Source organism: Actinoplanes sp. NPDC049599 (assembly GCF_044465625.1).
Lineage (GTDB): Bacteria > Actinomycetota > Actinomycetes > Mycobacteriales > Micromonosporaceae > Actinoplanes.
This window is the reverse complement of sequence record NZ_JBITLX010000036.1, coordinates 13,242-37,919: the sequence shown is the minus strand read 5'-3', so window position 1 is coordinate 37,919 and position 24,678 is coordinate 13,242. Positions and strand designations below refer to the sequence as shown.

Below are 24,678 nucleotides of genomic sequence, written 5' to 3'. Positions count from 1 at the left end.
CGGGCGTACGGGGACCGGCCCCGACCGCGCTTCTCGTCGTAGCCGCGGCGGCCGGCCGGGTGACTACGCTGACGCCATGCGCATCAGACCGACGTTGCTCCGGCTGCCCACCCGGGCGCAGGATCTGATCATCGCGCTCTTCGTCACCGTCATGCAGGTCCAGGGCACCCAGCGCCGATCAGCGGCCGAGGCGGAGAGCGTGCTGCGGCCGCTGGACGACCTCGGTCAGCTGGGCCTGGCCCTGTTGATCGTCAGCGGCGCCGTCCTGGCCGTCCGCCGCCGCCATCCGGTCGCGGTGTTCGTCATCTGCGCGCTGGTCAGCGCGACCTACTACACCCTGGACTTCCCGGACGGTCCGGGCTGGCTCGCGCTGTTCGTCGCGACCTACACGCTCACCGCGCTCGGCGACGGGCGGCGGTCGCTGCAGGTGGCCGGCGCCGGGATCACGGTGCTGACCGTCTGCTGGCTGATCGCCGGGATCGACGTCGAGCCGCGCGCCGCGCTCGGCTGGGTGTTCTTCCGGATCGGCGGCAGCGTCATGAGCGCCGCCCTGGGCGAGTCGGTCCGGTCCCGGCGGGTCATCGCGGCCGAGGCGCTGGCCCGGGCGGAAGCCGCCGAGCGGACCCGGGAGGAGGAGGCCCGCTCCCGGGTGGACGCCGAGCGGCTCCGGATCGCCCGCGAGGTGCACGACACCGTCGCGCACGCCATCGCCATCATCAACGTCCAGGCCGGGGTCACCGCGCACGTGCTCGACAAGCGGCCGGACCAGGCCCGCGAGACGCTGCGGACCATCGAGCGCACCAGCTCGCGCGCGTTGCAGGAGATGCGGACCATCCTCGGGGTGCTGCGCGACCCCGGCGACGACCGGGCGCCCGCCACCGACCGGCACGAGATCAACGAGCTCACCGCCCGGGCCCGCGAGGCCGGCCTCGACATCGACCTGCACGTGACCCCGCCGCCGGACCCGCCGCCCAGCGTGGTCAGCGGCGCCACCTACCGGATCCTGCAGGAGTCGATCACCAACGTGCTCCGGCACGCGGGCCCGACCCGGGTCCGGGTGGTGCTGGAGTACGGCGCCGACGACCTCCAGGTCCGGATCACCAACGAGGCCGGCCGGCCCGGGGCGGCCGGCGCCCCGGCGGAGGCGGGCGAGCCCGGCCGCGGCATCCTCGGGATGCGGGAACGCTGCCTGCTGCTCGGCGGCGACCTGGCCGCCGGGGCACTGCCCGGCGGCGGCTTCGAGGTCCGGGCCCGGCTGCCGCTGGCGCCCGCCGGCGCGGTGGGTCGGTGACCGCCGGCGGCCGGCCCATCCGGGTGGTGGTGGCCGACGACGAGGGGCTGGTCCGGTCGGGCTTCAAGCTGCTGCTCGACGTCGAGGACGACATCGAGGTGGTGGGTGAGGCGACCACCGGGGCGGAGGCGGTGGCGCAGGCCCGGCTCGCCCGGCCCGACGTCGTCCTGATGGACATCCGGATGCCGAAGGTGGACGGCATCCAGGCCACCGGCGAGATCGCCCGGACCGCCGGGTTGCAGCAGGTCCGGGTGCTGATCCTGACCACCTACGAGACCGACGCGTACGTGTTCGAGGCGCTCGAGGCCGGCGCGTCGGGTTTCCTGCTCAAGGACGCCGGACCGGCCGAGCTGCTGCACGCCATCCGGGTCGTCGCCGCCGGCGAGGCGCTGCTGGCGCCCCGGATCACCCGCCGGCTCATCGCCCGGTTCACCGCGGCCCGCACGGTCACCCGGGCCGGCGAGGAACGGCTGGCAGTGCTCACCCAGCGCGAGCGCGAGGTGCTCGCGCTCGTCGGGCAGGGGCTGAGCAACGACGAGATCGGCGCCGCGCTGTTCCTCAGCCCGGCGACCGCCCGCACCCACGTCAGCCACGCGATGGGCAAGCTGGGCGCGCGCGACCGGGCGCAGCTGGTGGTCATCGCGTTCCGGACCGGGCTGGCCACCCCTTGACGGACGGCATCGGTAAGTCGTAGCTTTCCGTTCGTGGAGACTTACCAAGCCGCCGACGGCTGGGACGCCCTGGGGGAACCCAGCCGGCGGGCCATCCTCGCCTGCCTGGCCGAGCGGCCCCGCGCCGTGGGCGAGCTCGCCGACGAGCTGCCGATCAGCCGGCCGGCGGTGTCGCAGCACCTCAAGGTGCTCAAGGACGCCGGGCTGGTCACCGATCGGGCGGCCGGCACCCGCCGGGTCTACCGGCTCAACCCCGCCGGGGTGGCGGCGCTGCGCGATCAGCTGGAGACGTTCTGGAACCGCGCCCTGGACGGCTATCAGGACGTAGCCGGACAACCGACCGAGGAGAAGTGATGACGGAGACGACAGCGGCAGTGGTGCGCCGGCAGATCGTGGTGCAGGCGCCGATCGAGCGGGCCTTCCTGGTGTTCACCGAGCGCTTCGGTGACTTCAAGCCGCCGGAGCACAACCTGCTCGGCGCGGCGATCGCCGAGACGGTGTTCGAGCCGAAGGTCGGCGGGCACATCTACGACCGGGCCGTGGACGGCAGCGAGTGCCGGTGGGCCCGGGTGCTGGCCTACGATCCCCCGGACCGGGTGGTGTTCAGCTGGGACATCAACCCGCAGTGGCAGCTGGAGACCGAGCCGGACAACACCAGCGAGGTCGAGGTCCGGTTCGTGGCCGAGACGCCGGAGCGGACCCGGGTGGAGCTGGAGCACCGGCACCTCGACCGGCACGGACCGGGCTGGCAGGGCGTCAGCGACGGCGTCGCCCACGACGAGGGCTGGCCGCTGTACCTGGACCGCTACGCCGCCCTGTTCGCCGACGGCGGCCGATAGCACCGAAGTTCGTCGATCCTTTTCGGCCCACGACCCGTATCTTCGTAGAGCCGGGGCAGGTTCGGCGGACGGAGGTGCCACGGTGGTCGGCAGGTTCGGCAAGGAGTCGCCGGGTCGTGAGCCGTCGCAGGCCGGTCCGCCGGAAGCGGCGCCCGGCCCGGCCCGGGGCTGGTTCGAACCCCCGTCCGGTACGGCCATGAGCGAGCCGACGCAGCTCCTGCCCGTGGTCGACCCGCCCCGCCGGCTGTCGCCGATGGTGGTGGCCCGCGCGGTGATCGTCTACCAGGAGCGGCCCCGGCGGCCCTGGCGGCTGTGGGTGTTCACGGTGGCGCTGGTCGCGCTGACCATCGGGGTCGTGCTCGGGCAGACGGCCGCGTTCGAGCCGGTCTACCGGCCGGCGCTGGACACCCAGGCGGTGGCCGTGCCGTCCGCGGCCGTGCCGTCCGGGCCGTCGCCGGGCCCGCTCGGTGTGCAGGGTCCGGCCGCGGCGAACCGGGTGACCGCGCCGCTCGGCGACGTGCGGGCCCGCACGCTCGAGGTGGTCGGCGCCCCGCCGGTGCTGCGCGTCCGCACCGCGGACCTGGGCGAGGCGCTGTTCGACATCGCGACGACGGACCCCGGCGTGGTGCCGAACCTGACCGACAGCAAGCGCGGGACCCGGCTGGAGGTGGTCCGGACCGGCGCCGCGGGCGCGGCCGAGGTGGTGATCCAGCTCAACGCGAAGGTGGCGTGGACGCTGCGGCTGCGGGGTGGCTCGGCCGAGCAGGACATCGACCTGCGGGCGGGCGGCGTGGCCGGGATGGAGGTGGCCGGCGGCACCGCCCGGGTGGTGGTGCGGCTGCCGAAGCCGAAGGGCACCGTGCCGGTCAAGGTGACCGGCCCGGTCGGCGAGCTGGTCGTGGGCACCACGGCCGGCACGCCGGTGCGGTTCCGGCTGGGCGGCGGCGCGGAGACGGCGGTCGTCGACGGCAAGACCCGCCGCAAGCTCAAGGCCGGCGCGAAGCTCACCTCGGCCGGCTGGTCCGGGGCCGGCAAGCGGTACGACGTGGTCGCCTCCGGCCCCATCACGTCGCTCGTCACGACGACGGACGGATGACGACCTTCAGCCCGCTCCGGGCGGCGGCGGTGCTCAGCGCGGTCGCCGCCGCGTCAAGCGGGAACACGTCCGAGACCAGCGGCCCCAGGTCGACCAGCCCCCGCGCGGCCAGGCTGATGGCGCGGGGGTAGACCTCGCCCATCCGCCGGGCCAGCACCAGGGTCAGCCCCTTGCGGCGGGCGGGCGCCGCGCTGAACGTGGTGCGGTCCCCGTCGGGGATGCCGACCAGCACGACCCGGGCGCCGGGCCGGGCCAGCCGCAGCGCCGTCGCCACCGCCGCGTCCGAGCCGGAGACCTCGAAGACCACGTCCGCGACCGCGGCCGCCGTCTCGTCGACCGCCTCCGCGCCGAACGTCTCCGCGACCGCCATCCGGTGCGGCAACGGCTCGGTGGCCAGCACCCGGGTGGCGCCGTGCCGCCGGGCCAGCTGGACGAGCAGCAGGCCGATCGGGCCGCAGCCGACCACCGCCACCGTCGCGGCCATCCGGACGTGGCCGAGGTCGAGCGCGTGCAACGCGACGCCGAGCGGCTCCAGCAGGGCGCCGTCGTCGTCGGAGAGGGTGTCCGGCAGCGGGTGCAGCCGGTGCGCCGGCCAGGTCAGGAACTGGCGCAGGCCGCCGTCGCAGGAGCCGTGCCCGGCGAAGACCACGTCCGGGCAGAGGTTGCCGTCCCCGGCCCGGCAGGGCTCGCAGCCGCCGCACGGGATGGCCGGGTCGATCGCGACCCGGCGGCCGTCCTCCGGCCCGCCGCGGACCACCCCCGCCATCTCGTGACCCAGCACGAGCGGCCGGGCCAGGACGGCGTCGCCGATCCCGCCCTCGGTGAACCAGTGCAGGTCGGAGCCGCAGACCCCGACCGAGGTCACCTCGACCAGCCGGTGGTCGCCGGTCGCCGGCGCGGGCCGTTCCTCGGTGTGCAGCCGGACGTCGCCGGCGCCGTGCAGCCGGGCCACCCGCATGCTGAGCTCGCTCACGGGTGGACGCTAGCACCGGCCTCCGGTGAGCGAGTCCGGGATCACAGCACCGCGGGCGAATTAGTTGTTGCGGCAACTTCTTCCTCGAGGTAAGTTGAAGCTACAACTAATTCGGAGGTCATCATGGCGTACATCAGCATCGTGGGCAGCGGGAACATGGGGCAGGCCATCGCCGGTCTGGCCGCCAAGGGTGGGCACAACGTGCAGCTGCTGAGCAGCTCCGACACGGCCACGGCGGTCGCCGGTGAGGTCGTGGTGCTGGCCGTGCCGTACCCGGCGGTCGCCGAGGTCATCGCCCAGCGCGGCCCGCAGCTGGCCGGCAAGGTCGTCGTGGACATCACCAACCCGCTGAACTTCGCGACGTTCGACAGCCTGACCGTCCCGGCCGACGGGTCCGCCGCCGCCGAGATCGCCGCCGCGCTGCCCGACTCGCGGGTGGTCAAGGCGTTCAACACCACCTTCGCCGGCACCCTGGTGTCCGGGGAACTGGGCGGGCAGCCGACCACCGTGCTCATCGCGGGCGACGACACGGACGCCAAGGCGCTGCTGGCCGGCGTGGTCAGCGCGGCCGGCCTGCGCGCGGTCGACGCCGGTGCCCTCAAGCGGGCCCGCGAGCTGGAGGCCGTCGGCTTCCTGCAGCTCACCCTCGCCGCCGCGGAGAAGATCTCGTGGACCGGCGGCCTCGCGGTGGTGGCGTCATGAGCATCGGCCCGGTCCGGCTCAACCACGCGGTGCTGTTCGTCGCCGACCTGCCGCGCGCCGAGCGCTTCTACACCGAGGTCTTCGGCATGGTCGTCGCCGCCCGCGAGCCCCGCGCGAACGCCGCCTTCCTGCGGCTGCCCCGCTCGGGCAACCACCACGACCTCGGGCTGTTCGGGGTCGGCCCGGCGGCACCGGCCAAGCGCCGCGGCGGCATCGGGCTCTACCACCTGGCCTGGCAGGTCGACACGATCGACGAGCTGGAGCAGGCCCGCGGCACGCTCGCCGAGGCGGGCGCGCTCACCGGCGAGTCGAGCCACGGCGCCACCAAGAGCGTCTACGGCGCCGACCCGGACGGCAACGAGTTCGAGATCATGTGGATGCTGCCCCGCGCGGAGTGGGGCGCCTACGAGAACGCGGCCCCGATCGACCGGCTCGACCTGGCGGCCGAGGTGCGGCGGTGGGCCGGCGTGCGTACCGCCGGCGAGATCGTGCCGGTGCGCGCGTGACCGCGCCGGGCGGTTTCGCGCCGCCGGTGGTGGCGACCGCCGGGTCCGCGGACCCGGCGGCGCCGCTGGTCGTGCTGCTGCACGGCCGTGGCTCGCACGAACGGGAGATCCTCACGCTGGCCGGTCGGCTGCCGGCCGGCCCGGCGTACGCGGCGGTCCGCGCGCCGATCGCCGAGGGCGGCGGCTACGCGTGGTTCGCCAACCGGGGCATCGGCCGCCCGGTCGCGACGTCGCTGCGCGCCACCACGGACTGGTTCCGCGGCTGGCTCGACGCCGTGGCGCCGGCCGGCCGCCCGGTGGTGCTGATCGGCTTCAGCGGCGGCGCGGCGTTCGCCGGCGGCCTGCTGCTGGACGACCCGGCCCGGTACGCGGGCGCCGCGATCCTGTCCGGCACGCTGCCGTTCGACGCCGGCGTGCCCACCACAGCGGGGCGGCTGACCGGGGTGCCCGTCCTGGTGGCCCAGGGCGAGCACGACACCGTCATCCCGCGCGAGCTGCTCGATCGCACCTGGGACTACCTGGCGGGGGAGTCCGGCGCGACCGTGACCGCCCGCCGTGATCCGGTGGGCCACACCATCGCCCCGGCCGCGCTGGACGCCGTGGCCGGCTGGCTGGGCGCCCGCCTCGCGTGACCCCGGCCCAGCCCGGGCTCAGGCGGGTTGCGCGACGATCCAGTCGCCGAGGGTGAAGTCGGTGCGGATGAACTTCTGCCGCACCAGGAACTCCTTGGTGCCCTTGAGCAGCGCCAGCCCCTCCGGGGTGAACGGCTCGGCCGGCCACTGCTCGGCGATCGTGGTCGCTTCGACGATCTTCGGCGGGAAGCCGTTGATGCTCACCGTGTAGGCCAGGAAGCCGGGCCAGTCGGCCTTGGCCCGGCCGGTGGCCTCGCGCTGGGCCTGCTGCCAGGCGGCCACGATGCCCGGCTTCGCGTTGCGGAACTTCTCGGTGACCACTGTGGAGCTGGTGCCGAGGTACTGGCGGTGGTCCTCGGAGGCCAGCGTGATGAGCGGGTAGCCCTTGGCCTTGAGCGCCTCGACGTTGGCGATCGGCACGGCCGCCGCGTCCACGTCGCCGCGTTCCAGGGCGGCCTCGACGTCGGAGCTGTAGATGTGGACGACCTCGGCGGGCTTCACCCCGGCGTCGCCGAGCGCGCCCAGCAGGTAGCGGTGGATGTACGAGCCGGTCTGGACCGCGACCTTCTTGCCGGCCAGTCCCGCCAGCGAGGTCGGCCCGCCCGCCTTCTTCGCCAGGATGCCGGCGTCCAGGTTGATCTGGGCCTGGGCGATGAGCCGGGTCGGCTGCCCGGCGCCCCGGGCGACCAGCGCCGGGGTGTCGCCGTAGGTGGCGAGGTCCAGCTCGCCGGCGGCCAGCGCCTGGTTGAGGTCGGGGCCGTTCGGGAACGTGACCACCTTGATCGCGCTGACGCCCACCGCCGACAGCGCGGGGACCAGGCCGTTCTTGCTGTTCAGGTAGCCGACCGGGCCGGAGAGCTGGTTGCCGTTGCCGATCGCGCCGACCCGCAGCGTGAAGCTGTCCCCGGGCCCGGCGGCCTCCGACGCCTCGGCGCCGCAGCCGGCGAGCGCCAGCAACGCGACCAGGGCGACAGCCGGCAATGTTCTCGTACGCATGGGTCAGTCTCCTTGGGACGGTGCGGGGGTGATCCGGGCGCGGCCCAGTTCGGGGCCGATGGCGGTGCGGGCGCCGGGCCTGCGGCCGCGGCCCCAGCCGAGCTCGCGGCGGTAGCTGCCGAGCAGCCCGGTGTCGGTCAGGTGGGCCTCGTCGCCCAGCGGCGACCCGGCCGGCGCGGGGTGGGTGAGCGGCGCGACGAACAGCGCGTCGGCCGGGCAGTGCGCCTCGCACATGAAGCAGGTCTGGCAGTCGCTCTGCCGGGCGATGACCGGGACGCCGTCGGCGCCGCGGTCGAAGACGTCGGTCGGGCACACCGCGATGCACACGTCGCAGGTGACGCACCGGCCGGCCGAGACAACTTCGATCATGACGCCACCGCCAGCTCCGGGCGCTCCGCCAGCAGCGACTCCGGGCGTACCCAGAGGTCGTCGAGGCCGCCGACGGTGAGCCGGCGGTGCTGGGCCGGGTCCAGGCCGGGGAATTCCTGGCGCCGGGCCATGCCCCGGCTCTCCGTGCGGGCCAGCGCGCTGGTGTACATCCACCGGGCGTGCGCGACCATCGCCGCCGCCTGCCGCAGCCGGGGTGTGCCGTCCGGGCCGGCGCCGGCGCCGGCGCGCAGCCGGGCCCACAGGTCGTCCAGTTCGGCCAGCGCCGGCCGTAACCGGTCGCCGTGCCGCAGGTAGTTCTTGTCGTACGGGTGCACCTGCCGGCGCAGCACGTCCTGCGCCTCGGCCCAGGGGTCCCCGCCGAAGCGCCGGCCGCTCGTGGGCCGGAGCGCGACCCCGCCCGCCCCGGTGAGCCGCCGCTTGCCGGCCGCCGGGCCCAGCGCCGCCGCGAACCGGGCCGCGCCGCCGCCGGCCCAGGTGCCGGACGACATCGCCCACGCCGCGTTGTGGCTGCCGCCGCCGGTGAAGCCGCCGCAGATGAGCTCGCGGGTGGCGGCGTCGCCGGCGGCGTACAGGCCGGGGACGGTGGTGGCGCAGTCGTCGGCCACGATCTGGATGCCGCCGGTGCCGCGGACGGTCCCCTCCAGCAGCAGCGTGACCGGGAACTTGTCGGTGAACGGGTTGATGCCGAGCCGGTCGAAGGTGAGGAAGAAGTTGGGCTGGCCCGAGCGCATGAGCGCCTGCTGCTCGGCCGTCGCCTGGTCGATCTGGCACAGCACGGTGCCGGTGCGCAGCAACTCCTTGGCGATCACCGAGCGGCCGCCCTGGCTGCCGGCCCCGGCCAGCGGGGCGCCGTCGCCGTGGAAGAACGTGGCGAAGCCGTAGTAGGCCGTCTTGGTCACCGAGGTGAAGGCCGGGGCTATCGCGTACGCGTTGGAGAACTCCATCCCGGACATCGCCGCGCCCACCTCGGCGGCGTAGAGCGCGCCGTCGCCGGTGGCCACGTCGCAGCCCAGCGCCTTGGACAGGAACGCGCAGCCGCCGGTGGCCAGCACCACCGCGCCGGCCCGTACCCGGTAGTCGGTGTGCAGCTGGCGGCGGTGGCCGCGGACGCCCGCCACCGCGCCGGTGGCGTCGACCAGCAGCTCGGTGACGGGGCTGTGGTCGAGGACGCGCACCCCGGCCCGCTTGATCCAGGACCGCATCCGGCGCATGTACTCGGGCCCCTGCAGGCCGCGTTTGTGCGCGACGCCGTCGACGACCGGGAACGGGTAGCGGGCCTCGGCGCCGAGCCGGTTCATGTTCTCGTACGTCTGGTCCAGCACCCGGGCCATCCAGCGGCGGTCCTGCAGATACCCGCCGAGGCTCTCCCGGCTGGCCATGGCCTTCTCGCGGGCGGCGGGCTCGGGCTGGACGTACCAGACGCCGGTGCCGCCGGAGGCGGTCGGGCCGGAGCTGCCGCAGTAGCCCTTGTCGAGCAGCAGGACGTCGGGGCCGGCGGCGGCCGCGGTCAGCGCGGCCCAGGTGCCGGCCGGGCCGCCGCCGACGACCACAACGTCGGCGGTGAGATCAAGAGCGGTCGTGGTCATGACTTCTCCTCGGATACGAGATCGTCGGTGGGCAGGTCGGCATTGACCCCGAGGGCACGGAGCAGGGCGCGGCGCAGCGTGAGCAGCCGCGGGTGGTCGAGGGCGCGCGGTCGCGGCACGTCGACCGCGAACTCCTCGGCGATCCGGCCGTCCCGCAGCACCAGGGCGCGGTCGGCGAGCAGCAGCGCCTCCTCGACGTCGTGGGTGACCAGCAGCACGGCCGGGCGGTGGTCGGTCCAGAGCTTGGCGACCAGCGCCTGCGCCTTGATCCGGGTCAGCGCGTCGAGGGCGCCGAACGGCTCGTCGAGCAGCAGCAGGTCGGGCGTCCGGACCAGGGCGCGGGCCAGCGCGACCCGCTGCGACTCGCCGCCGGACAGGGTCCGGGGCCAGGCGTCGGCGCGGGCGGTGAGCCCGACCTCGCCGAGCGCGCGCAGCGCCCGGCCGCGCAGGTCGGTGCCGCGCAGGCCGAGGGTGACGTTGCGCCACACCCGGCTCCACGGCATGAGCCGGTGCTCCTGGAAGACGATGGCGCGGCGGTCCGGCACCCGGAACTGCCCGGTGGCGCCGCGGTCCAGCCCGGCCACCGCGCGCAGCAGGGTGCTCTTGCCGGAGCCGCTGGCGCCGAGCAGGGCGACGAACTCGCCGGGGGCGATGTCGAGGTCGGCGCCGGCCAGCACGACCCGGCGGTCGAAGACCCGGCGCGCGCCGCGCACCCGGACGGCGGCGGTGTCGATCGTGGTGGTCATGTCACTCTCCCGTGAAGCCGCGGCGCCAGGCCAGCGCGCGGCGCTCGATCAACCGGACGAAGAGGTCGGTGCCGAGCCCCAGCAGGGCGTAGATCACCAGAACCACGAAGATCACATCGGTACGCAGGAACTCGCGCGCGTCGTTCATCAGGAACCCGACGCCGGCGGTGGTGGCGGTCTGCTCGGCCACCACCAGGCTGAGCCAACCGAGCCCGAGGGCCTGGCGCAGCCCGACCAGGATCTGCGGCAGCGCGCCGGGCAGGATCACCCGGAAGATCAGCCCGAGCCGGCCGACGCCGCAGGAGCGGGCCGACTCGACCAGGCGCTCGTCGACCCCGCGGATGCCGTGCAGCACGTTGAGGTAGAGCGGGAAGATCGGCCCGATCGCGATGAGGGCGATCTTCGAGGTCTCGCCGATGCCGAACCAGATGATGAAGATCGGTACGAGGGCCAGGTGCGGCAGCATCCGCAACGACTGGATCGGGGCGTCGACCAGGTCCTCGGCGAGCCGCAGCAGGCCCGCCGCGAGCCCGAGCAGCAGGCCCGCGGTCAGCCCGATGGCCAGGCCCTTCGCCACCCGGGCCAGCGAGACCCCGAGGTGGTGGGCCAGTTCCCCGCCGGCGATCAGCTCGCGACCGGCGGCGATCACCTCGGTCGGCGACGGGGTCGTGCCACCGAGCCAGCCGGCGCCCGCACCGACCTGCCAGAGGACCAGGACGGCGAGCAGGCCGCTGACCTTGCGGACCGGGGTGAGCCGCCGGGTGACACGGCGCCACCGGGGTTCCGGCGCGACGTCGTCGTCCGGCTGGTGGGTGCCGACCGGGCCGGCGGCGACGCCGGTGCGGTCGAGGACGGATGAGGACATGGCGACTCCTTCGCGCCACACGCGGGCGGGCAGGCCCGGGTGGGTCGTCGACGGGGATCGTGCGGAGGTGGACCCGAGGTGTTCCGCTCGGGCGGAGGTGGTGCGGCGCCGGTCGGCCGGCGGTCTGTCAGCGCAGTCGGCAGCGCCCGCGCGACGACGACCAGTCCCGGCTGCATCCCCGCGAGACCGCGAGCGCGGTGCCGTCGAGGCGGATGTCCTGACTGGTCATGCTCCGATCCTTATTACACAAACCCTATATGTCAACTAGGAGTTTGGAACGTGGGATCGGGCCCGGGGCGCCCCGGCAGTCGGGAATTGGGCTGACCGGCGCGCCGCGGTGCGGCATCCTGCTGGCACGGCGTTCCGCAGCAGACGCCGCGACCAGGAGGGCAGCCGACGATGGCGGTGGAGTTTCTGCTGCTCGGCGACGTGCGGGCGCGGATCGACGGCCAGCCGGTCGAGCTGGGCCACGCCCGGCAGCGGGGGGTGCTGCTGGCCCTGCTGATCGACGCCAACCGCCGGGTGCCGGCCGACCGGCTGCTGGACCGGGTCTGGGGCGACCAGCTCCCGCAGCGGGCCCGCAACGCCCTGTCCGGGTACGTGTCCCGGCTGCGCCGGCTGTTCGCGGCGACCGGGGCGGTCACCATCACCCGCGACGCGGACGGTTACCTGGCCCGGGTGGACCCGGACGCGGTCGACCTGCACCGGTTCCGCCGGCTGCTCACCCGCGCGCGATCAGCCGGCCCGGACCGGGGCGAGCTGCTGGAGCAGGCGCTGGCGCTGTGGCGCGGGGAGGCCTTCGGCGGCCTCGACACGCCCTGGCTGAGCGGCGTCCGGGCCGGCCTGGACGCCGACCGGCTGGCCGCCGAGCTGGACCTGACCGACCTGGCGCTGGCCCGGGGCCGGCACCGTGAGGTCCTGGGCGACCTGGCGGCGCGGGCGGCGGCGCACCCGTACGACGAGCGGATCGCCGGGCAGCTGATGACGGCGCTGTACCGCAGCGGACGGCAGGCCGAGGCCCTGCGGCGCTACCAGGACATCCGGTCACGGCTGGCCGAGGAGCTCGGCACGGACCCCACCGCGGCCCTGCAACGCTGCCACCGGCAGATCCTCGCGGGCGCCGCCGCCCCGCCATTGCCAGCCCCGTCGCCGCTCGCCCCCTCGCCGCCCGCCGCCCTGCCCGTCGCCACCCCGCCCGCCGCCGCGACGGCGCCCGCCGCGACGGCGCCCGCCGCCGCGCCGGCCGCCGCGCCGGGGTTGGCCGCGCCGGGGTTGGCCGCGCCGGCGTCGGCGGCGCCGGGGCCTGCCGGTCGGCGGGAGGATCGGCGGGCTGAGGCGGGGGCGCCGCGGCAGTTGCCGGCGCCGCCGTCCGTCTTCACCGGCCGGGTGACCGAATTGTCCCTTCTGGACGCGCTGCGGGAGCCGGCGCCGGACGCGGCGGCCACGGCGGTGGTCTCCGGCTCCGCCGGGGTCGGCAAGACCACCCTTGCGCTGCACTGGGCCCACCGCGTCGCCGGCCACTTCCCCGACGGGCAGCTCTACGTCAACCTGCGCGGCTTCGACCAGGACGGCGCCACCGTCGGTCCCGAGGAGGCCGTCCGGGGGTTCCTGGACGCGCTCGGTGTCCCGGCGCGGCGCGTGCCGATCGGGCTCGCCGCGCAGACCGCGCTCTACCGCAGCCTGGTCGCCGGCCGGCGGCTGCTGGTGATCCTCGACAACGCCCGCGACGCCGCCCAGGTCCGGCAGCTGCTGCCCGGCGGTGCCGGCTGCGCGACGGTGGTGACCAGCCGCGACCAGCTGGCCGGCCTGGTCGCCCTCGACGCCGCCCGGCCGGTGACACTCGACCTGTTCACCCCCGCCGACGCCCGCGCCTTCCTGACCCGGCGGCTGGGCGCTGAGCGGGTGGCGGGGGAGCCCGCCGCCGTCGACGAGATCGTGGCCCGCTGCGCGCGGCTGCCGCTGGCGCTGGCCGTGGTCGCCGCCCGTGCCGCGGCCCATCGCGGCTTCCGGATCGCCGAGCTGGCCGCCGAGCTGCGGGCGGCCGGCGGCAGCCTGGACCCGTTCGACGGCGGGGAGCCGGCCGCGGACGTGCGGGCGGTGTTCTCCTGGTCGTACGACGCGCTCGGCCCCGGTGCCGCGCGGCTGTTCCGGCTGGCCGGGCTGCATCCCGGCGCCGAGTTGAGCGTGCCGGTCGCGGCCGTCCTGACCGATCTGCCGCCGGCCGCGGCGCGGCGCCTGCTGACCGAGCTGGTCCGCGCGCACCTGGTCACCGAGCGCTCGCCGGGCCGGTACACCGGGCACGACCTGCTGCGGGCGTACGCCGCGGAACGGGCCGGCGCCGAGGAGCCGGCGGCGGAGCTCCGGGCGGTGCGGCTCCGGCTGCTCGACCACTACCTGCACACCGCGTACGCCGCCGACCGGCTGCTCTATCCGCACCGGGACCCGATCGTGCCGGCGGAACCGGTCCCCGGCGCCGCCCCCGGACAGCTCGCCGACCGGGCGGCGGCGACGGCGTGGTTCCGGGCCGAGCACCGGAACCTGCTCGCCCTGATCGACGGGGCGGCGCGCGCCGGGTTCGACGGACACGCCTGGCAGCTGGCCTGGAGCGTGACGAGCTACTTCAACCTGAGCGGGCACTGGCACGACCAGGTCACCGCGCAGGAGGCGGCGCTGGCCGCGGCGCGCCGGCTCGGGGACGCCGCGGCGCAGGCGCACCTCCACCGCAACCTGGGCCGGGCCTGCACCCAGCTCGGCCGGCTCGACCGGGCCGGGCGGGAGCTGGCCCGGGCCCTGGAGCTGTTCGGCGCGGCCGGCGACCGGGCCAACCAGGCACAGACGCACGTCAACATCGCTCGGGTGCGGGAACAGCAGGGCCGCGACCTGGACGCGCTGCACGAGGACCGCCGCTCGCTGGAGCTTTACCGCGCCGCGCGTCACCTCACCGGCCAGGCCCGCGCGCTGAACAACATCGCCTGCATGCTGAGCCGGCTCGGCGAGCACGACGAGGCCCGCGCGCTCTGCCGGCAGGCACTGGAGATCAACGAGTCCATCGGCAACCGGCACGGCGCGGCGACGAACTGGCAGAGTCTCGGCGTCGTCGAGCACGCGGCGGGCGCCTACCGCGAGGCGATCACCGCGTGCCGCCGCGCGCTGGAGCTGTTCGGCGAGGTCGGCGACCGCGGCGGCGCCGCCGAGACCTGGGTCTGCCTCGGCGAGGCCCGCCAGGCGAGCGGCGCGGCCGACGGCGCCGTGGCGGCCTGGGAGCGGGCGCTGCCGCTGCTCGACGAGATGGGCCACCCGGACACCGAACGGGTCCGGCGCTACCTGGCGGACCGGTTCGAGCCCGCCACCCGGTGACGGATGTGCCGGCCGGTGCCCGTGGCACCGGCCGGCCGTTCTCCTCGGCGATCAGGCGGCGCAGATCGCCTGGGCCACGATGAAGTCCCAGTCCTGGCCGACCGGGGTGTTCTCCACCGCGAACCCCTGCACCTCGTGCAGGCCCTCGAACGGGTAGATGACCTGCAGGGACACTCCCGCCGGGGCGGTGTTGGAGATCGCCGCGCCGGCGCCGTGGACGCGCGTACCGGCGGGGCACTCGGCGAGGGCGAGCTTCTCGGCCTCCGAGTCGCTCGCCGCCGAGGCGGTGGTGACGACCTGGTAGCCGGCGGGCGCGTTCACGCAGACCGCGTACGCGTCCACACCCCACGCGCCGGAGTAGCCGTCGGCGTCCTCGTGCGCGCCGGCCCGGAAGATGTCACCGGTGCCGGAGGCCCGCGAGATCCGCAGGCTCACGTCCCGTCCCGGGTTGACGATCCGCGCGCCGCCGCCGATGGCCCGCGTACCGCCGGGACACACGGCCTGGGCCTCCGCGGCGGCCGGCGAGCCGGTCACCGGGGTGTGCCCGGTCGCGACGGTGTACCCGGACAGGCCGGACGGGCCGGCGCAGATCGCGTACGCCTGCACCCACCAGTCGCCGGTCATCGCCGCCGTGGTCTCCGACCCGGTCGCCACGAAGCTGTCCCGGCTGCCGTCGCTGCGGTGGTCCGGGCGCGCCTGGACCAGCGTCACCTTGGCGCTGTCCGCGGCGGCCACGGCGAACGCCCAGCCGCCACCACCGACGACCCACTTGCCGGCCGGGCACTCGGCCCGCGCCGTGTGGGTCTGCTGGGAGTCCACCGCGGACACCGGCGAGGTGACCTTCTCGATGCCGGTCACCGCGGCGGCCGGGCCGGCCGCGGCCAGCTGCAGGCCGGCCAGCACCAGCACCGCGGCGCCGGCGAGGGTGAACCAGCGATTCATGCGCTTCACTTCCCACTTCTCCTCTCGTGCCGGGCCGCGTGCCGGCCCGGTAACTGCCCACGACAGTCCCGGACGGGCTTTCGGCGATGTTTCGGCGAGGATGAAACGGCTGGTGGCGCCGTCGGCTCAGGAGGCGACCCGGACGCCGCGGAAGTCCGGCTCGGCGACCGGCCGGCCGAAGTGGTAACCCTGCGCCAGCCGGTAGCCGAGGCGGTACAGCTCCGCGGCCTGCTCGGCGGTCTCGACGCCCTCGGCGACCGCGCTGAGGCCCAGGCCGTGCGACACCTGGATCAGCGCCGTGGCGATCACCGCGTGCTGGCCGGCCATCGTGATGGTGTCGACGAACGACTTGTCCACCTTGAGCATGTCCACCGGCACGGTCCGCAGCAGGCCGAGCGAGGAGTGCCCGGTGCCGAAGTCGTCCAGCGCGATCAGCACGCCCAGCTCGTGCAGGTCCTTGACCGCCCGTACGGCCTGCCCGCCGCCGAAGACCGCGGTCTCGGTGACCTCGACGACCAGGTTGTGCGCGCCCAGGCCGGTCCAGGCCAGCACGGAGGAGACCAGTGCCACGAAGCCGGGCTCGGCCAGCTGGCGGGCCGACACGTTCACGCTCACCCGCTGCGGCGCCGCGTCGCCCAGCTCGGCGCGCCAGGTCACCGTCTGCGCGCAGGCGGTCCGCAGCACCCAGGCGCCGAGCTCGACGATGAGCCCGTTGTGCTCGGCGACCGGGATGAACTCGGCGGGGCTGATCAGCCCGCGCTCCGGGTGCTCCCAGCGGACCAGCGCCTCCACCGAGACGATCCGGCCGTCCGGCAGCGACACGATCGGCTGGTAGACCACCCGGAACTGGCCGGTGTCCAGCGCGACGCGCAGCTCGGCGGTGAGCCGCGCCTGCCGGTTGGTCTGCTCGTCCAGCTCGGCGGTGTAGCTGCGGATCCGGCCGCCGCCGTCGGCCTTGGCCGCGTACATCGCCACGTCCGCGCGGCGCAGCACCTCGCCGGCGTCGTCGCCCGGCCGGCACTCGGCGATGCCGAAGCTGGCCCGCGTGGTGATCACGTGCTCGCCGACCCGGATCGGCACCCGCAGCGCGGCGTCGACGCGGCCCAGCACGTCCTCGACCGCGGCGATCGGGGCGCCGCAGAACACGAACGCGAACTCGTCGCCGCCGAGCCGGGCGACCAGGTCCGTCGGCCGCACCGCCTCGCGCATCCGCTCGGCGAGCGCCACCAGCAGCCGGTCGCCGACCGCGTGGCCGAGCGTGTCGTTGACCGACTTGAAGTCGTCGAGGTCGATCAGCGCGACGCACACCTGGCGGCGCTGGTCGGCCGCCGCGACGCTCTCGTCGATCCGGTCGGTGAACAGCAGCCGGTTGGCCAGCCCGGTCAGCGGATCGTGGCCGGCCTCGTACCGCAGCCGCTCCTGGATCTCCCGGGTCTCGGTGATGTCCCGGGCGTTGCTGACCCGCCCGGCGATGCTCGGCTCGTGCAGGAGGTTCGAGGAGAACAGCTCCAGCCAGCGCCAGGAGCCGTCGGCGTGGCGCAGCCGGGCGGCGAAGCGTACGGACGCGCCGGCGGTGTCCATGATGGACGCGTGGGCCTGCTCGACCACCGGCACGTCCTCCGGGTGGACCATCGCCAGCAGGTTCGTGCCGGCGCAGGCGTCCGGGTCGCGGCCGAGCACCAGCATCATCGCCGGGCTCGCGTACCGCAGGGTGCCGTCCGGCTCGGTGATGGTCACGATGTCGGTGGCGTTCTGCACCAGCAGCCGGAAGTGCTCCTTCTGGTCCCCGATCCGGTGCAGCAGGGCGGTGTTGGCGCGCAGCGCGGTGACCTGCCGGACGATCACCAGCCCGGTCAGCAGGAACGCCATGCTGTCGATCACCAGATGGTCGAAGGTGCCACGGGCGGCCGTGTAGACCAGCATCACGTCCACGGCCGCGACGGCGCCGTACGGCAGCAGGCTGTAGTTGCGGCGCCGGACGGCCGGCGGGGTCGCGGCGGCGGCGTCGACGATCTGCCAGTGCGCCGCCAGCCCGGTCACGTACGAGGAGATCGGCACCAGCAGCGCGAGCCCACCGGCCCGCAGGCCACCGGGCAGCAGCATGCACGCCGCGACCCCGGCGCCGCCGCAGATGCCCGCGACGCCGATGGCGTACAGCGACCGCCGGGAGAAGCCCTCGACCCCGACCAGCGCGATCCGGGCGGCGAAGAACACCCCGCCGAGCCCGCTGGCCACCAGCGCGGCCACGATCACGACGTGACCCGCGGTGAAGGCGCCGATGATCCAGGTGGCGGTGAAGCACCAGATGAGCACCCCGGTGGCGGACATCAGGATGCCGATGTCCAGCCACAACGCGGCCCGGGCGGCGCCGGTGGCGACGGTGGAGGGCAGCCGCAGCAGCGGCCAGACCATCAGGCCCGCGCCCACGACGTGCACCGCGACGGAGGCCCAGATCAGCCCGTCGGCGGGGCTGACGGCGTCGACGACGCGCAGCAGGTAGGCCACGGCGAAGGTCATCATGCCCAGGGAACTGGTGCGCCAGTACGCGCTGACCGTGCCGGAGGCGTGGAAGGCGGTCGCCGCCCGCCGGCAGAGCACGGCGCCCAGCGCGGCGGCGGCGGGAGCGAACACCCAGGTCACCGGCGCGGGCCACCAGGACCCGGCGAAGGCGTCGACCGCCCACGCGACAACGCCGAGAACAACAAGCACGGTGGCGGCGGCGAGGACCGTGCGCTGGTGCGGTGGTACGCGCACGCTCTGCTCCATGTCCGAGAGATCGGCCGGGACCTGCCCGACGTGAGGACGTTACGCCGGGAATCGAGTGACCCCGTGGGGCCGCTCGTCCTCACGATCCGCGCGACCGCGGACGACGACGATCATGCACTGCGCCGCGTTCGGGACGGGTCAGTCGTCGCGGAGGCGGGCGTGCAGGTGCATGTCGTGCCGGCCGTCGGAGTGGACCGCGGCGCTGCGCTTGGTGCCCTCCAGGGCGAAGCCGGCCTTCGTGGCGACCCGGCAGGACGCCTGGTTGCGGGTCGAGTGGTCCAGCTCCAGGCGGTGGAAGCCGGCGTCGCCGAGGGCCCAGGCGCTCAGCGCCGCGAGCGCCCGGGTGGCCACTCCCGCGCCGCGGGCGGCGGGCAGCATCCAGTACGCGCAGGTCGCCACGCCGTCGTTGAGGTCCCAGCCGCGCATCGCGAGGCGGCCCAGCACCGCACCGCCGTCGCCGGTCACCGCCCAGTGGCCGCCCTGTTCCTGCGCCCAGTCCCGGCGGTACTGCGCGAACCACGACCGGACGTGATCCGCGGACGCGGGCTGACGCGTGTGCCAGCGCTGGATCTCGGGGTCGCGGTAGGCGGCCAGGAACACCGGTACGTCGCTTGCCTCCCACGGGCGCAGCAGCAGGCCGCCGGCGGCGGCCAGCACCGGCTGCGGCCCGGCGGCCAGGGTGCCGGCGGGGAGGGCGGGCGGCGTGGTGAGGATGGACGGCATCATCCCGGCATAGTGCTCTGGTGCCCCGTACGGGCCTCACCCCGAGGTAGTGGCTTCGCCCTGGAGAGACCGGCGCCCGCACCAGCCCTGCACCCCGGCTGAGCCGGAACCGGCTCGGGTCCGCCTGGCCCGCGACGTCGGCTGAGCCGGAGCCGGTCCGACGCCGAACGGATGAATTTCGGCAGCTTGTTTCCTGCGGTGCGGCTGCCGGGGTGTGGCTGCCCGGCGCCGTGCCGTCCGTCGGTCCCGCCGCCGCGGGCGGCCCGCGGCTGGACCGCGTCGACCAGCTTGAAAGCGCTCTCATCGCGCTTCGTGGAGCTGACCCAGGACCCTCCGGGCCGGGCCGCGGCTGCTCGGCCGCGGGCCGGTCGTCCGCGGATCCGCCGGGCCGGGCGCCGCTTGCGGCGTCCGGTGGCCCTGGGAAGCGGGACCCCCGCGAGGTACGGTGCGTCCGTGCCGATCGGCGGGTCGCGCGGGACCCTGGAGAGGACGGCGGCGACGGTGGACACTGGCCTGCTCGGCCGGCTGATCCCTGGCGATCACGTGTGCTGGCTGGTCGACGACCAGGGCATCCGGGACGACGGCACCGCCGCGTACGTGCGCGCCGGACTGACCAAGCACCACAAGGTCATGTACTGCGGTGACGACCCGGACGAGGTCATTGCCGGCCTGGAGGCGCGGGGTGTGCACACCGGCGCGGCGCTCTCCTCCGGGCAGCTGCGGGTGTCCACCGCGGAGGCGACGTATCTGGCCGGCGGCTACTTCGACGCGGAGGCGACGATTGACGACTGGCGGCAGCAGTCGGCGCGGGCCCGCACCGAAGGGTATCGGGGTTTGCGCGCGCTCGGTGACATGTCCTGGGCGAGCCGCTCGGTGCCCGGCGCGGACCGGCTGCCGTGGTACGAGGCGCAGGTGAACAGGATCTTCGCCGACGGCTTCGCGATGGGCATCTGCCTCTACGACCGGCGGCTGTTCCCGCCGGCCGCCCTGCAGCATTTCACCGCCTCGCACCCGGGACTGATCTCGCCCGAGACCGGCGGGGGACAGGCGCCGCTGCTGCACGTCCGGCGTACCGTCGATCCGCCGGGCCTGCGCCTGCTCGGTGAGGCCGACCTGTCCAACCGGCGCGCCCTGTGCGCGGTGATCGAGCACCTGCTGGACGATGCCGACACCACCGGCCGGCCCCTGACCATCGACGTCAGTGAGCTGCGGTTCGCCGACGGTGAGACCGCCCGGATCCTGGTCCGTGCCGCGAGCAGGTCCCGTGGGCTGCGGATGGTGGGCTGTAGCCGGTCGATGACCCGCCTGCTGGCCTTCCACGGCGCGGACACGATACCGGGCCTGAGCGTGGAGACCGCCCCATGACCGCGCCCCTGCTGGCCGACCGCTCAACCGGCCGTTCCCCCTTCGACCATCCCGGCCTTCTCTACGGCGACGCCGGCTACTACGTCGGCGCCACCACGGGCTTCGTCCGGTCGGCGCTGGCGTCCGGCGACGCGGTGCTGGTCGCCGTGCCGGGTCCGAACCTGGCCCTGATCCAGGACTCCCTGGCCGATGTCGCCGACCACGTGACCTTTGCCGACATGGCCGTCGCGGGCCGCAACCCGGGACGGATCATCCCCGGGGTGCTGCTCGCCTTCGCGGCCGCCCACGCGGGCCGCCGGGTGTCGATCATCGGTGAGCCGATCTGGCCGGACCGGACCGACCTGGAGTATCCGGCCTGCGCCGCGCACGAGGCGCTGATCAACGCGGTCTTCGCCGGCCGGGACGCCGCCATCCTCTGCCCCTACGACGTCAGCGGCCTCGACGAGACCGTGCTCGAGGACGCCTGGCGCACCCACCCGGTCATGCTCGACAGCGACGGCCTCCGGCTCAGCGACCGGTACGACGACCCGCTGGTGACCGCCGCGAGCTTCAACCTGCCGCTGCCGGCGCCCCCGGCGCACGCCGCATCCCTGCACTACGACAACGAGATGGAGCTCGGTGCGGTACGCCGGTTCGTCTCCGGGCACGCGATCGAGGTGCTCCGCGACGACGACCGGGTGGACGACCTGGTGCTGGCCGCCAACGAGCTGACGGCCAACACGATCGAGCACGCCGTCGGCGGTGGCCGGATCTTCGTCTGGGCCGAGCCGGACTACCTGGTCTGCCAGATCGAGGACCGGGGCCACGTCGCCGACCCGCTGGCCGGGCGGATCACCCCGGAGCCGGAGGCGGACGGCGGCCGGGGCCTGATCCTGGCCAACCAGCTCTGCGACCTGGTCCGGATGCACACCACCGGTGAGGGAACGCGGTTCCGGCTGCACATGTGGCGCTGACCAGCCGCGGGGCTCCCGGGGCGGCGGCCGGTCACGGCTCGCCCGGCTCCCCGCGGGGGTCGCGCTCCGGCTCCGGCTGATCCGGCCGGGTGGACAGCCTGTCGCGCTCGATCGCGATCTGGCGTTGGTCCAGCGCGCTCCGCCGGATCTCGAGGTCGATCTCGCGGGCGTCGGCCAGCTCGTCGCGGGTGTCCTCCCAGCTCTGCTGGGCCCGGAGCCGGTCACGGTCCGCGGTCAGCCCGGTCTGCCGGTCGTCGAGGCGCTGCTCTCGCAGGTCGAGGCGCTTCTCCCGCTCATCGGCCCGCCTGCCCCGAGCAGCTTCCCGCTCGCTGGTGTCCTGGCCGGTGTCCGGGCCGTGCCGCTCGGCGGGCGGCGCGTCCCGGGCCGCCGCCTGCCGCCTGGTCTCCGACTCCTGCACCTCGTCGTCGATCTGCTGCTGATCGGTGCGGGCGTGCTGCTCGTCGCTGCCGTCGCGGGCTGCCATCCCTGAACACTACGGCGGTAGCGGCCCGGCCGAGTCGACCGGACGGGGGACCCGATTGCCGGATCCGAAACCCTGCGGCAGGCGCGCCCCGACCGGACCGGAGACCCCGGCGCCGGCTCCGACCATGCGGGCGTGCAGCCCACCCCCGGCCCCACCCACCCGCCGCAGAGCCAGCCAAGCAGCCGCCACCGCCGGATCGCCGCCGGCCACCACCGCATCCGGCAGCCGGGCCAGCACCGCCGACCGCACCGGCGTATCCCTGGTCAGCAGCCCTCCGGACAGCACCACCGGCCCGTCCACCGCCCGCACCTCACCCAAGGTCGCCACCAGCCGCTCCCCGGCCTCGCCGGTCAGCCGCGCCGCAAGCTCGTCACCGGCCGCCGCCGCGGCGCACACCAGCGGCGCCAGCGTCGCGAACTCCGCCGGTCGCCGGCTCGCCGCCCAGCGCACCAGTTCATCGCACGAACCCACCCCGGCAGCCGCGGCGATCCGGGCGCCGAGACCGTCACCGGGTTCTGGTGGCCAGGAGCGGGCGACGGCCCGGACCGCCCGCAGGCCGAGCCACAACCCCGAGCCCTCGTCGCCCAGCAGCCAGCCGAGCCCGTCCGCCGTTCCCGCTACGGTCCAGTCGTCGATCCGCGCGGCGACCGCGCCGGTCCCCGCGATGAGCACCGACCCGGACGGCGCCGCGGTGCCAGCCGCGAACGCCGTCACCGCGTCGCCCACGATCGTGATCGGACAGACCAGGCCCAGCTCCCGCCACTGTGCCGTGAACGCCGCCGCCAGCGCCGGCTCCGCCAGCACCGCGGCGCCCGCCAGCCCGGCGACCCCGGCGGTCACGTCGGCCGGGTCGTGCGGACCGAGGGCTCGGCGGACCGCCGTACCGATGGCGTGGGCGGCCGCCGGGCCCGCGCTGGTCGGGTTTCCCGGCCCGGCCGCGCCGCGGCCGACCACCCGGCCGTCCACAGTGGTCACTACCGATCGGGAGGCCGTGCCGCCCGCGTCGATGCCGAGCACCAGTTTCATGCGGCTGATCGAAACATAGAAAATTTTCATTGACTAGACGTCGTCACGGTCGTAATTTTCATCGGCATAGCTCATCGATGAAAAGGACGACCACTGGTGACGGGTGAGAGCGGCGGGCTGCTGGTGCGGCTGCGCATCGAGGGACCGACCATGCCGGAGGCGCTGGCGCGGATCGCCGAGACCATTCTCGGCGACCCGGAGACGGCCGCGCACGCCAGCATCGTCGATCTGGCGGAACAGTCCGGCACGTCGACCGCGACGGTCACCCGGTTCAGCCGGGCGCTCGGTTTCAAGGGGTACGCGAACCTGCGGGTCGCGATCGCCACCGAGACCGGCCGGGCCGAGCAGGCGCGCTGGGAGACCGACATCAGCGGCGACATCAGCCCCGCGGACCAGACCGACAAGGTGCTGGACATCATCACCGCGGCCGACACCCGGGCCATCCAGGCCACCGCGTCCGGACTGGACACCGACGCGGTCGAACGGGTCGCCGCCGCCATCGCCACCGCCGGCCGGGTGGAGATCTTCGGGCTGGGCAGCAGCGGCACGGCGGGCAGCGAGATGGCCTTCCGCCTGGAGCGCATCCGGGTGCCGGTGCGGTACCGCGCCGACACGCACACCGCCCTGACCAACGCCGCGCTGCTCGGCCCGGGTGACGTGGCGATCAGCCTGTCGCACTCGGGCCGCACCCGCGAGGCGATCGAGATGCTCGCCGAGGCCGCCGACCACGGCGCGCTGACCGTGGCCGTCACCTCGTTCGGGCGTTCGCCGCTCGCCGAGGTCGCCGACGTCGTCTTCACCACCTCGGTGCACGAGACCACGTTCCGGCTCGCCGCCCTGTCCGCGCTGCACTCGCAGCTGCTGATCCTCGACCTGATCTACGTCGCCGTCGCGCAGCGCACCTACGAGCGGACCGCCGAGGCCCTGGAGCTGACCGTGCGGGCCGTCGACGCGCACCGCGTGCCGGACACCCACGCCAACCGCAAGCGCACCCGGAGGGACAAGCCGCTGTGAGCATCACGAGCGCCCGCTACGCCGAGGTCATCCAGCAGACCGTCGCGCACGTCAGCAGCACGCAGGGCGCCGGCGTGGCGCGGGCCGCCGACCTGCTGACCAGCACGCTGCAGGCGGGCGGCGTGATCCAGGCGTTCGGCTGCGGCCACTCCGAGGCGCTGGCCATGGAGATCGCCGGGCGGGCCGGCGGCCTGGTGCCGACCAACCGGATCGCGCTGCGTGACCTGGTCCTGTACGGCGGCGAGCCGGCCAGCCTGCTCAGCGACCCGCAGCTGGAACGCACCCCCGAGGTCGCGCACCGGCTCTACGAGCTGGCCCCGATCAAGCCCGACGACGCGTTTGTGATCGCCTCCAACTCCGGCGTCAACGGCGCGGTGGTGGAGCTGGCGCAGCTGGTCAAGCAGCGCGGCCACGCCCTGATCGCGATCACCTCGCTGGCCCACTCGGCCCGGGTGGCGCCGCGGCACGCCGGCGGGCGCAAGCTGGCCGACCTCGCCGACGTCGTGCTCGACAACGGCGCGCCCTACGGCGACGCGGCCCTCGACTACGGCGCCGGCGCGGTGGGGGCGGTCTCCTCGATCACCGCGGCGTTGCTGGCCCAGCAGATCGTCACCGAGGTGGTGGCCCGGCTGCTGGCGCTGGGCGTGACGCCGCCGGTCTACCTGTCCGACAACGTGCCGGGCGGGCGTGAGCACAACAAGACACTCGAGGCGCGGTACGCCGGGCGCATCCGGCGTACCGCTTAGGAAGAAGGC

At 74.9% G+C, this 24,678-nt stretch carries 24 protein-coding genes; 13 read left to right on the top strand and 11 right to left on the bottom strand.

Features of this window, described 5'->3' with window-relative positions; all coding sequences use genetic code 11:
- The first annotated feature begins 76 nt into the window (after nt 1-76).
- The 5 genes from ACIBQZ_RS38395 (at nt 77) to ACIBQZ_RS38375 (ending at nt 3,897) form a co-directional block, all read left to right on the top strand.
- Nucleotides 77-1,291: a sensor histidine kinase gene (locus ACIBQZ_RS38395; protein WP_396093845.1), complete on the top strand. Its 1,215-nt coding sequence runs from the start codon at nt 77-79 to the stop codon at nt 1,289-1,291.
- Nucleotides 1,288-1,962: a response regulator gene (locus tag ACIBQZ_RS38390; protein ID WP_396093844.1), complete on the top strand. Its 675-nt coding sequence runs from the start codon at nt 1,288-1,290 to the stop codon at nt 1,960-1,962. The genes ACIBQZ_RS38395 and ACIBQZ_RS38390 overlap by 4 nt, the downstream gene beginning before the upstream one ends.
- Before the next feature lie 33 nt (nt 1,963-1,995).
- Nucleotides 1,996-2,316 (top strand): ArsR/SmtB family transcription factor, encoded by a 321-nt coding sequence (locus ACIBQZ_RS38385; RefSeq protein ID WP_396093843.1) that lies wholly within the window; start codon nt 1,996-1,998, stop codon nt 2,314-2,316.
- A complete protein-coding gene (locus ACIBQZ_RS38380; RefSeq protein WP_396093842.1) occupies nt 2,316-2,801 on the top strand; it encodes an SRPBCC family protein in 486 nt (161 codons plus the stop codon). Before ACIBQZ_RS38385 ends, ACIBQZ_RS38380 begins: the two co-directional genes overlap by 1 nt.
- 82 nt (nt 2,802-2,883) lie before the next feature.
- Nucleotides 2,884-3,897, top strand: coding sequence for a hypothetical protein (locus tag ACIBQZ_RS38375; protein WP_396093841.1), 1,014 nt, complete (start codon nt 2,884-2,886; stop codon nt 3,895-3,897).
- On the opposite strand, the gene ACIBQZ_RS38370 is transcribed toward ACIBQZ_RS38375, so the two are convergent.
- Nucleotides 3,878-4,870: a zinc-binding dehydrogenase gene (locus tag ACIBQZ_RS38370; RefSeq protein ID WP_396093840.1), complete on the bottom strand. Its 993-nt coding sequence runs from the start codon at nt 4,868-4,870 to the stop codon at nt 3,878-3,880. The two genes, ACIBQZ_RS38375 and ACIBQZ_RS38370, sit on opposite strands and share 20 nt — an antisense overlap.
- A 123-nt stretch (nt 4,871-4,993) precedes the next feature.
- On the opposite strand from ACIBQZ_RS38370, the gene ACIBQZ_RS38365 reads away from it, so the two are divergent.
- Genes ACIBQZ_RS38365 through ACIBQZ_RS38355 form a run of 3 tightly spaced genes read left to right on the top strand, consistent with a single transcriptional unit; the run spans nt 4,994 to nt 6,710 of the window.
- Entirely contained in the window at nt 4,994-5,572 is a 579-nt protein-coding gene (locus ACIBQZ_RS38365; RefSeq protein ID WP_396093839.1) for an NADPH-dependent F420 reductase, read from the top strand.
- Nucleotides 5,569-6,078, top strand: a complete 510-nt coding sequence (locus tag ACIBQZ_RS38360; protein WP_396093838.1) for a VOC family protein — start codon at nt 5,569-5,571, stop codon at nt 6,076-6,078. Before ACIBQZ_RS38365 ends, ACIBQZ_RS38360 begins: the two co-directional genes overlap by 4 nt.
- Nucleotides 6,075-6,710, top strand: coding sequence for an alpha/beta hydrolase (locus ACIBQZ_RS38355; RefSeq protein WP_396093837.1), 636 nt, complete (start codon nt 6,075-6,077; stop codon nt 6,708-6,710). Before ACIBQZ_RS38360 ends, ACIBQZ_RS38355 begins: the two co-directional genes overlap by 4 nt.
- Before the next feature lie 18 nt (nt 6,711-6,728).
- Here ACIBQZ_RS38355 and ACIBQZ_RS38350 read toward each other — a convergent pair whose 3' ends face one another.
- Genes ACIBQZ_RS38350 through ACIBQZ_RS38330 form a run of 5 tightly spaced genes read right to left on the bottom strand, consistent with a single transcriptional unit; the run spans nt 6,729 to nt 11,293 of the window.
- Nucleotides 6,729-7,706, bottom strand: a complete 978-nt coding sequence (locus ACIBQZ_RS38350) for an ABC transporter substrate-binding protein (RefSeq protein ID WP_396093836.1) — start codon at nt 7,704-7,706, stop codon at nt 6,729-6,731.
- Between the two features lie 3 nt (nt 7,707-7,709).
- Nucleotides 7,710-8,075 (bottom strand): 4Fe-4S dicluster domain-containing protein, encoded by a 366-nt coding sequence (locus ACIBQZ_RS38345; protein WP_396093835.1) that lies wholly within the window; start codon nt 8,073-8,075, stop codon nt 7,710-7,712.
- A complete protein-coding gene (locus ACIBQZ_RS38340; protein ID WP_396093834.1) occupies nt 8,072-9,682 on the bottom strand; it encodes an FAD-dependent oxidoreductase in 1,611 nt (536 codons plus the stop codon). The genes ACIBQZ_RS38345 and ACIBQZ_RS38340 overlap by 4 nt, the downstream gene beginning before the upstream one ends.
- Complete coding sequence (locus ACIBQZ_RS38335; protein ID WP_396093833.1) at nt 9,679-10,428, bottom strand: ABC transporter ATP-binding protein; 750 nt, start codon at nt 10,426-10,428, stop codon at nt 9,679-9,681. Before ACIBQZ_RS38335 ends, ACIBQZ_RS38340 begins: the two co-directional genes overlap by 4 nt.
- 1 nt (nt 10,429) lies before the next feature.
- Nucleotides 10,430-11,293, bottom strand: a complete 864-nt coding sequence (locus ACIBQZ_RS38330; RefSeq protein WP_396093832.1) for an ABC transporter permease — start codon at nt 11,291-11,293, stop codon at nt 10,430-10,432.
- Between the two features lie 399 nt (nt 11,294-11,692).
- On the opposite strand from ACIBQZ_RS38330, the gene ACIBQZ_RS38325 reads away from it, so the two are divergent.
- Nucleotides 11,693-14,650: an AfsR/SARP family transcriptional regulator gene (locus ACIBQZ_RS38325; RefSeq protein WP_396093831.1), complete on the top strand. Its 2,958-nt coding sequence runs from the start codon at nt 11,693-11,695 to the stop codon at nt 14,648-14,650.
- A gap of 51 nt (nt 14,651-14,701) precedes the next feature.
- Here ACIBQZ_RS38325 and ACIBQZ_RS38320 read toward each other — a convergent pair whose 3' ends face one another.
- From ACIBQZ_RS38320 to ACIBQZ_RS38310, 3 genes are all read right to left on the bottom strand, one after another.
- Nucleotides 14,702-15,592, bottom strand: a complete 891-nt coding sequence (locus ACIBQZ_RS38320; RefSeq protein ID WP_396093830.1) for a hypothetical protein — start codon at nt 15,590-15,592, stop codon at nt 14,702-14,704.
- Nucleotides 15,593-15,718: 126 nt separating this feature from the next.
- Entirely contained in the window at nt 15,719-18,346 is a 2,628-nt protein-coding gene (locus ACIBQZ_RS38315) for a putative bifunctional diguanylate cyclase/phosphodiesterase (RefSeq protein ID WP_396093829.1), read from the bottom strand.
- Between the two features lie 150 nt (nt 18,347-18,496).
- Nucleotides 18,497-19,081, bottom strand: a complete 585-nt coding sequence (locus ACIBQZ_RS38310; protein WP_396093887.1) for a GNAT family N-acetyltransferase — start codon at nt 19,079-19,081, stop codon at nt 18,497-18,499.
- A gap of 453 nt (nt 19,082-19,534) precedes the next feature.
- On the opposite strand from ACIBQZ_RS38310, the gene ACIBQZ_RS38305 reads away from it, so the two are divergent.
- Together ACIBQZ_RS38305 and ACIBQZ_RS38300 are read left to right on the top strand one after the other, a co-directional pair.
- Nucleotides 19,535-20,446: an MEDS domain-containing protein gene (locus ACIBQZ_RS38305; RefSeq protein ID WP_396093828.1), complete on the top strand. Its 912-nt coding sequence runs from the start codon at nt 19,535-19,537 to the stop codon at nt 20,444-20,446.
- Entirely contained in the window at nt 20,443-21,399 is a 957-nt protein-coding gene (locus ACIBQZ_RS38300; protein WP_396093826.1) for an anti-sigma factor RsbA family regulatory protein, read from the top strand. The genes ACIBQZ_RS38305 and ACIBQZ_RS38300 overlap by 4 nt, the downstream gene beginning before the upstream one ends.
- Before the next feature lie 31 nt (nt 21,400-21,430).
- Here the strand turns inward: ACIBQZ_RS38300 and ACIBQZ_RS38295 are convergent, their stop codons facing one another.
- Nucleotides 21,431-21,883: a hypothetical protein gene (locus ACIBQZ_RS38295; RefSeq protein ID WP_396093825.1), complete on the bottom strand. Its 453-nt coding sequence runs from the start codon at nt 21,881-21,883 to the stop codon at nt 21,431-21,433.
- Between the two features lie 9 nt (nt 21,884-21,892).
- A complete protein-coding gene (locus ACIBQZ_RS38290) occupies nt 21,893-22,909 on the bottom strand; it encodes an N-acetylglucosamine kinase (protein WP_396093824.1) in 1,017 nt (338 codons plus the stop codon).
- 96 nt (nt 22,910-23,005) lie between these two features.
- Here ACIBQZ_RS38290 and ACIBQZ_RS38285 point away from each other — a divergent pair, with 96 nt between their 5' ends.
- The gene (locus tag ACIBQZ_RS38285) at nt 23,006-23,923 is read left to right on the top strand and encodes a MurR/RpiR family transcriptional regulator (RefSeq protein ID WP_396093823.1); all 918 of its coding nucleotides are present in this window, start codon (nt 23,006-23,008) and stop codon (nt 23,921-23,923) included.
- Nucleotides 23,920-24,669: a sugar isomerase domain-containing protein gene (locus ACIBQZ_RS38280; protein WP_396093821.1), complete on the top strand. Its 750-nt coding sequence runs from the start codon at nt 23,920-23,922 to the stop codon at nt 24,667-24,669. The genes ACIBQZ_RS38285 and ACIBQZ_RS38280 overlap by 4 nt, the downstream gene beginning before the upstream one ends.
- Nucleotides 24,670-24,678 lie beyond the last annotated feature (9 nt).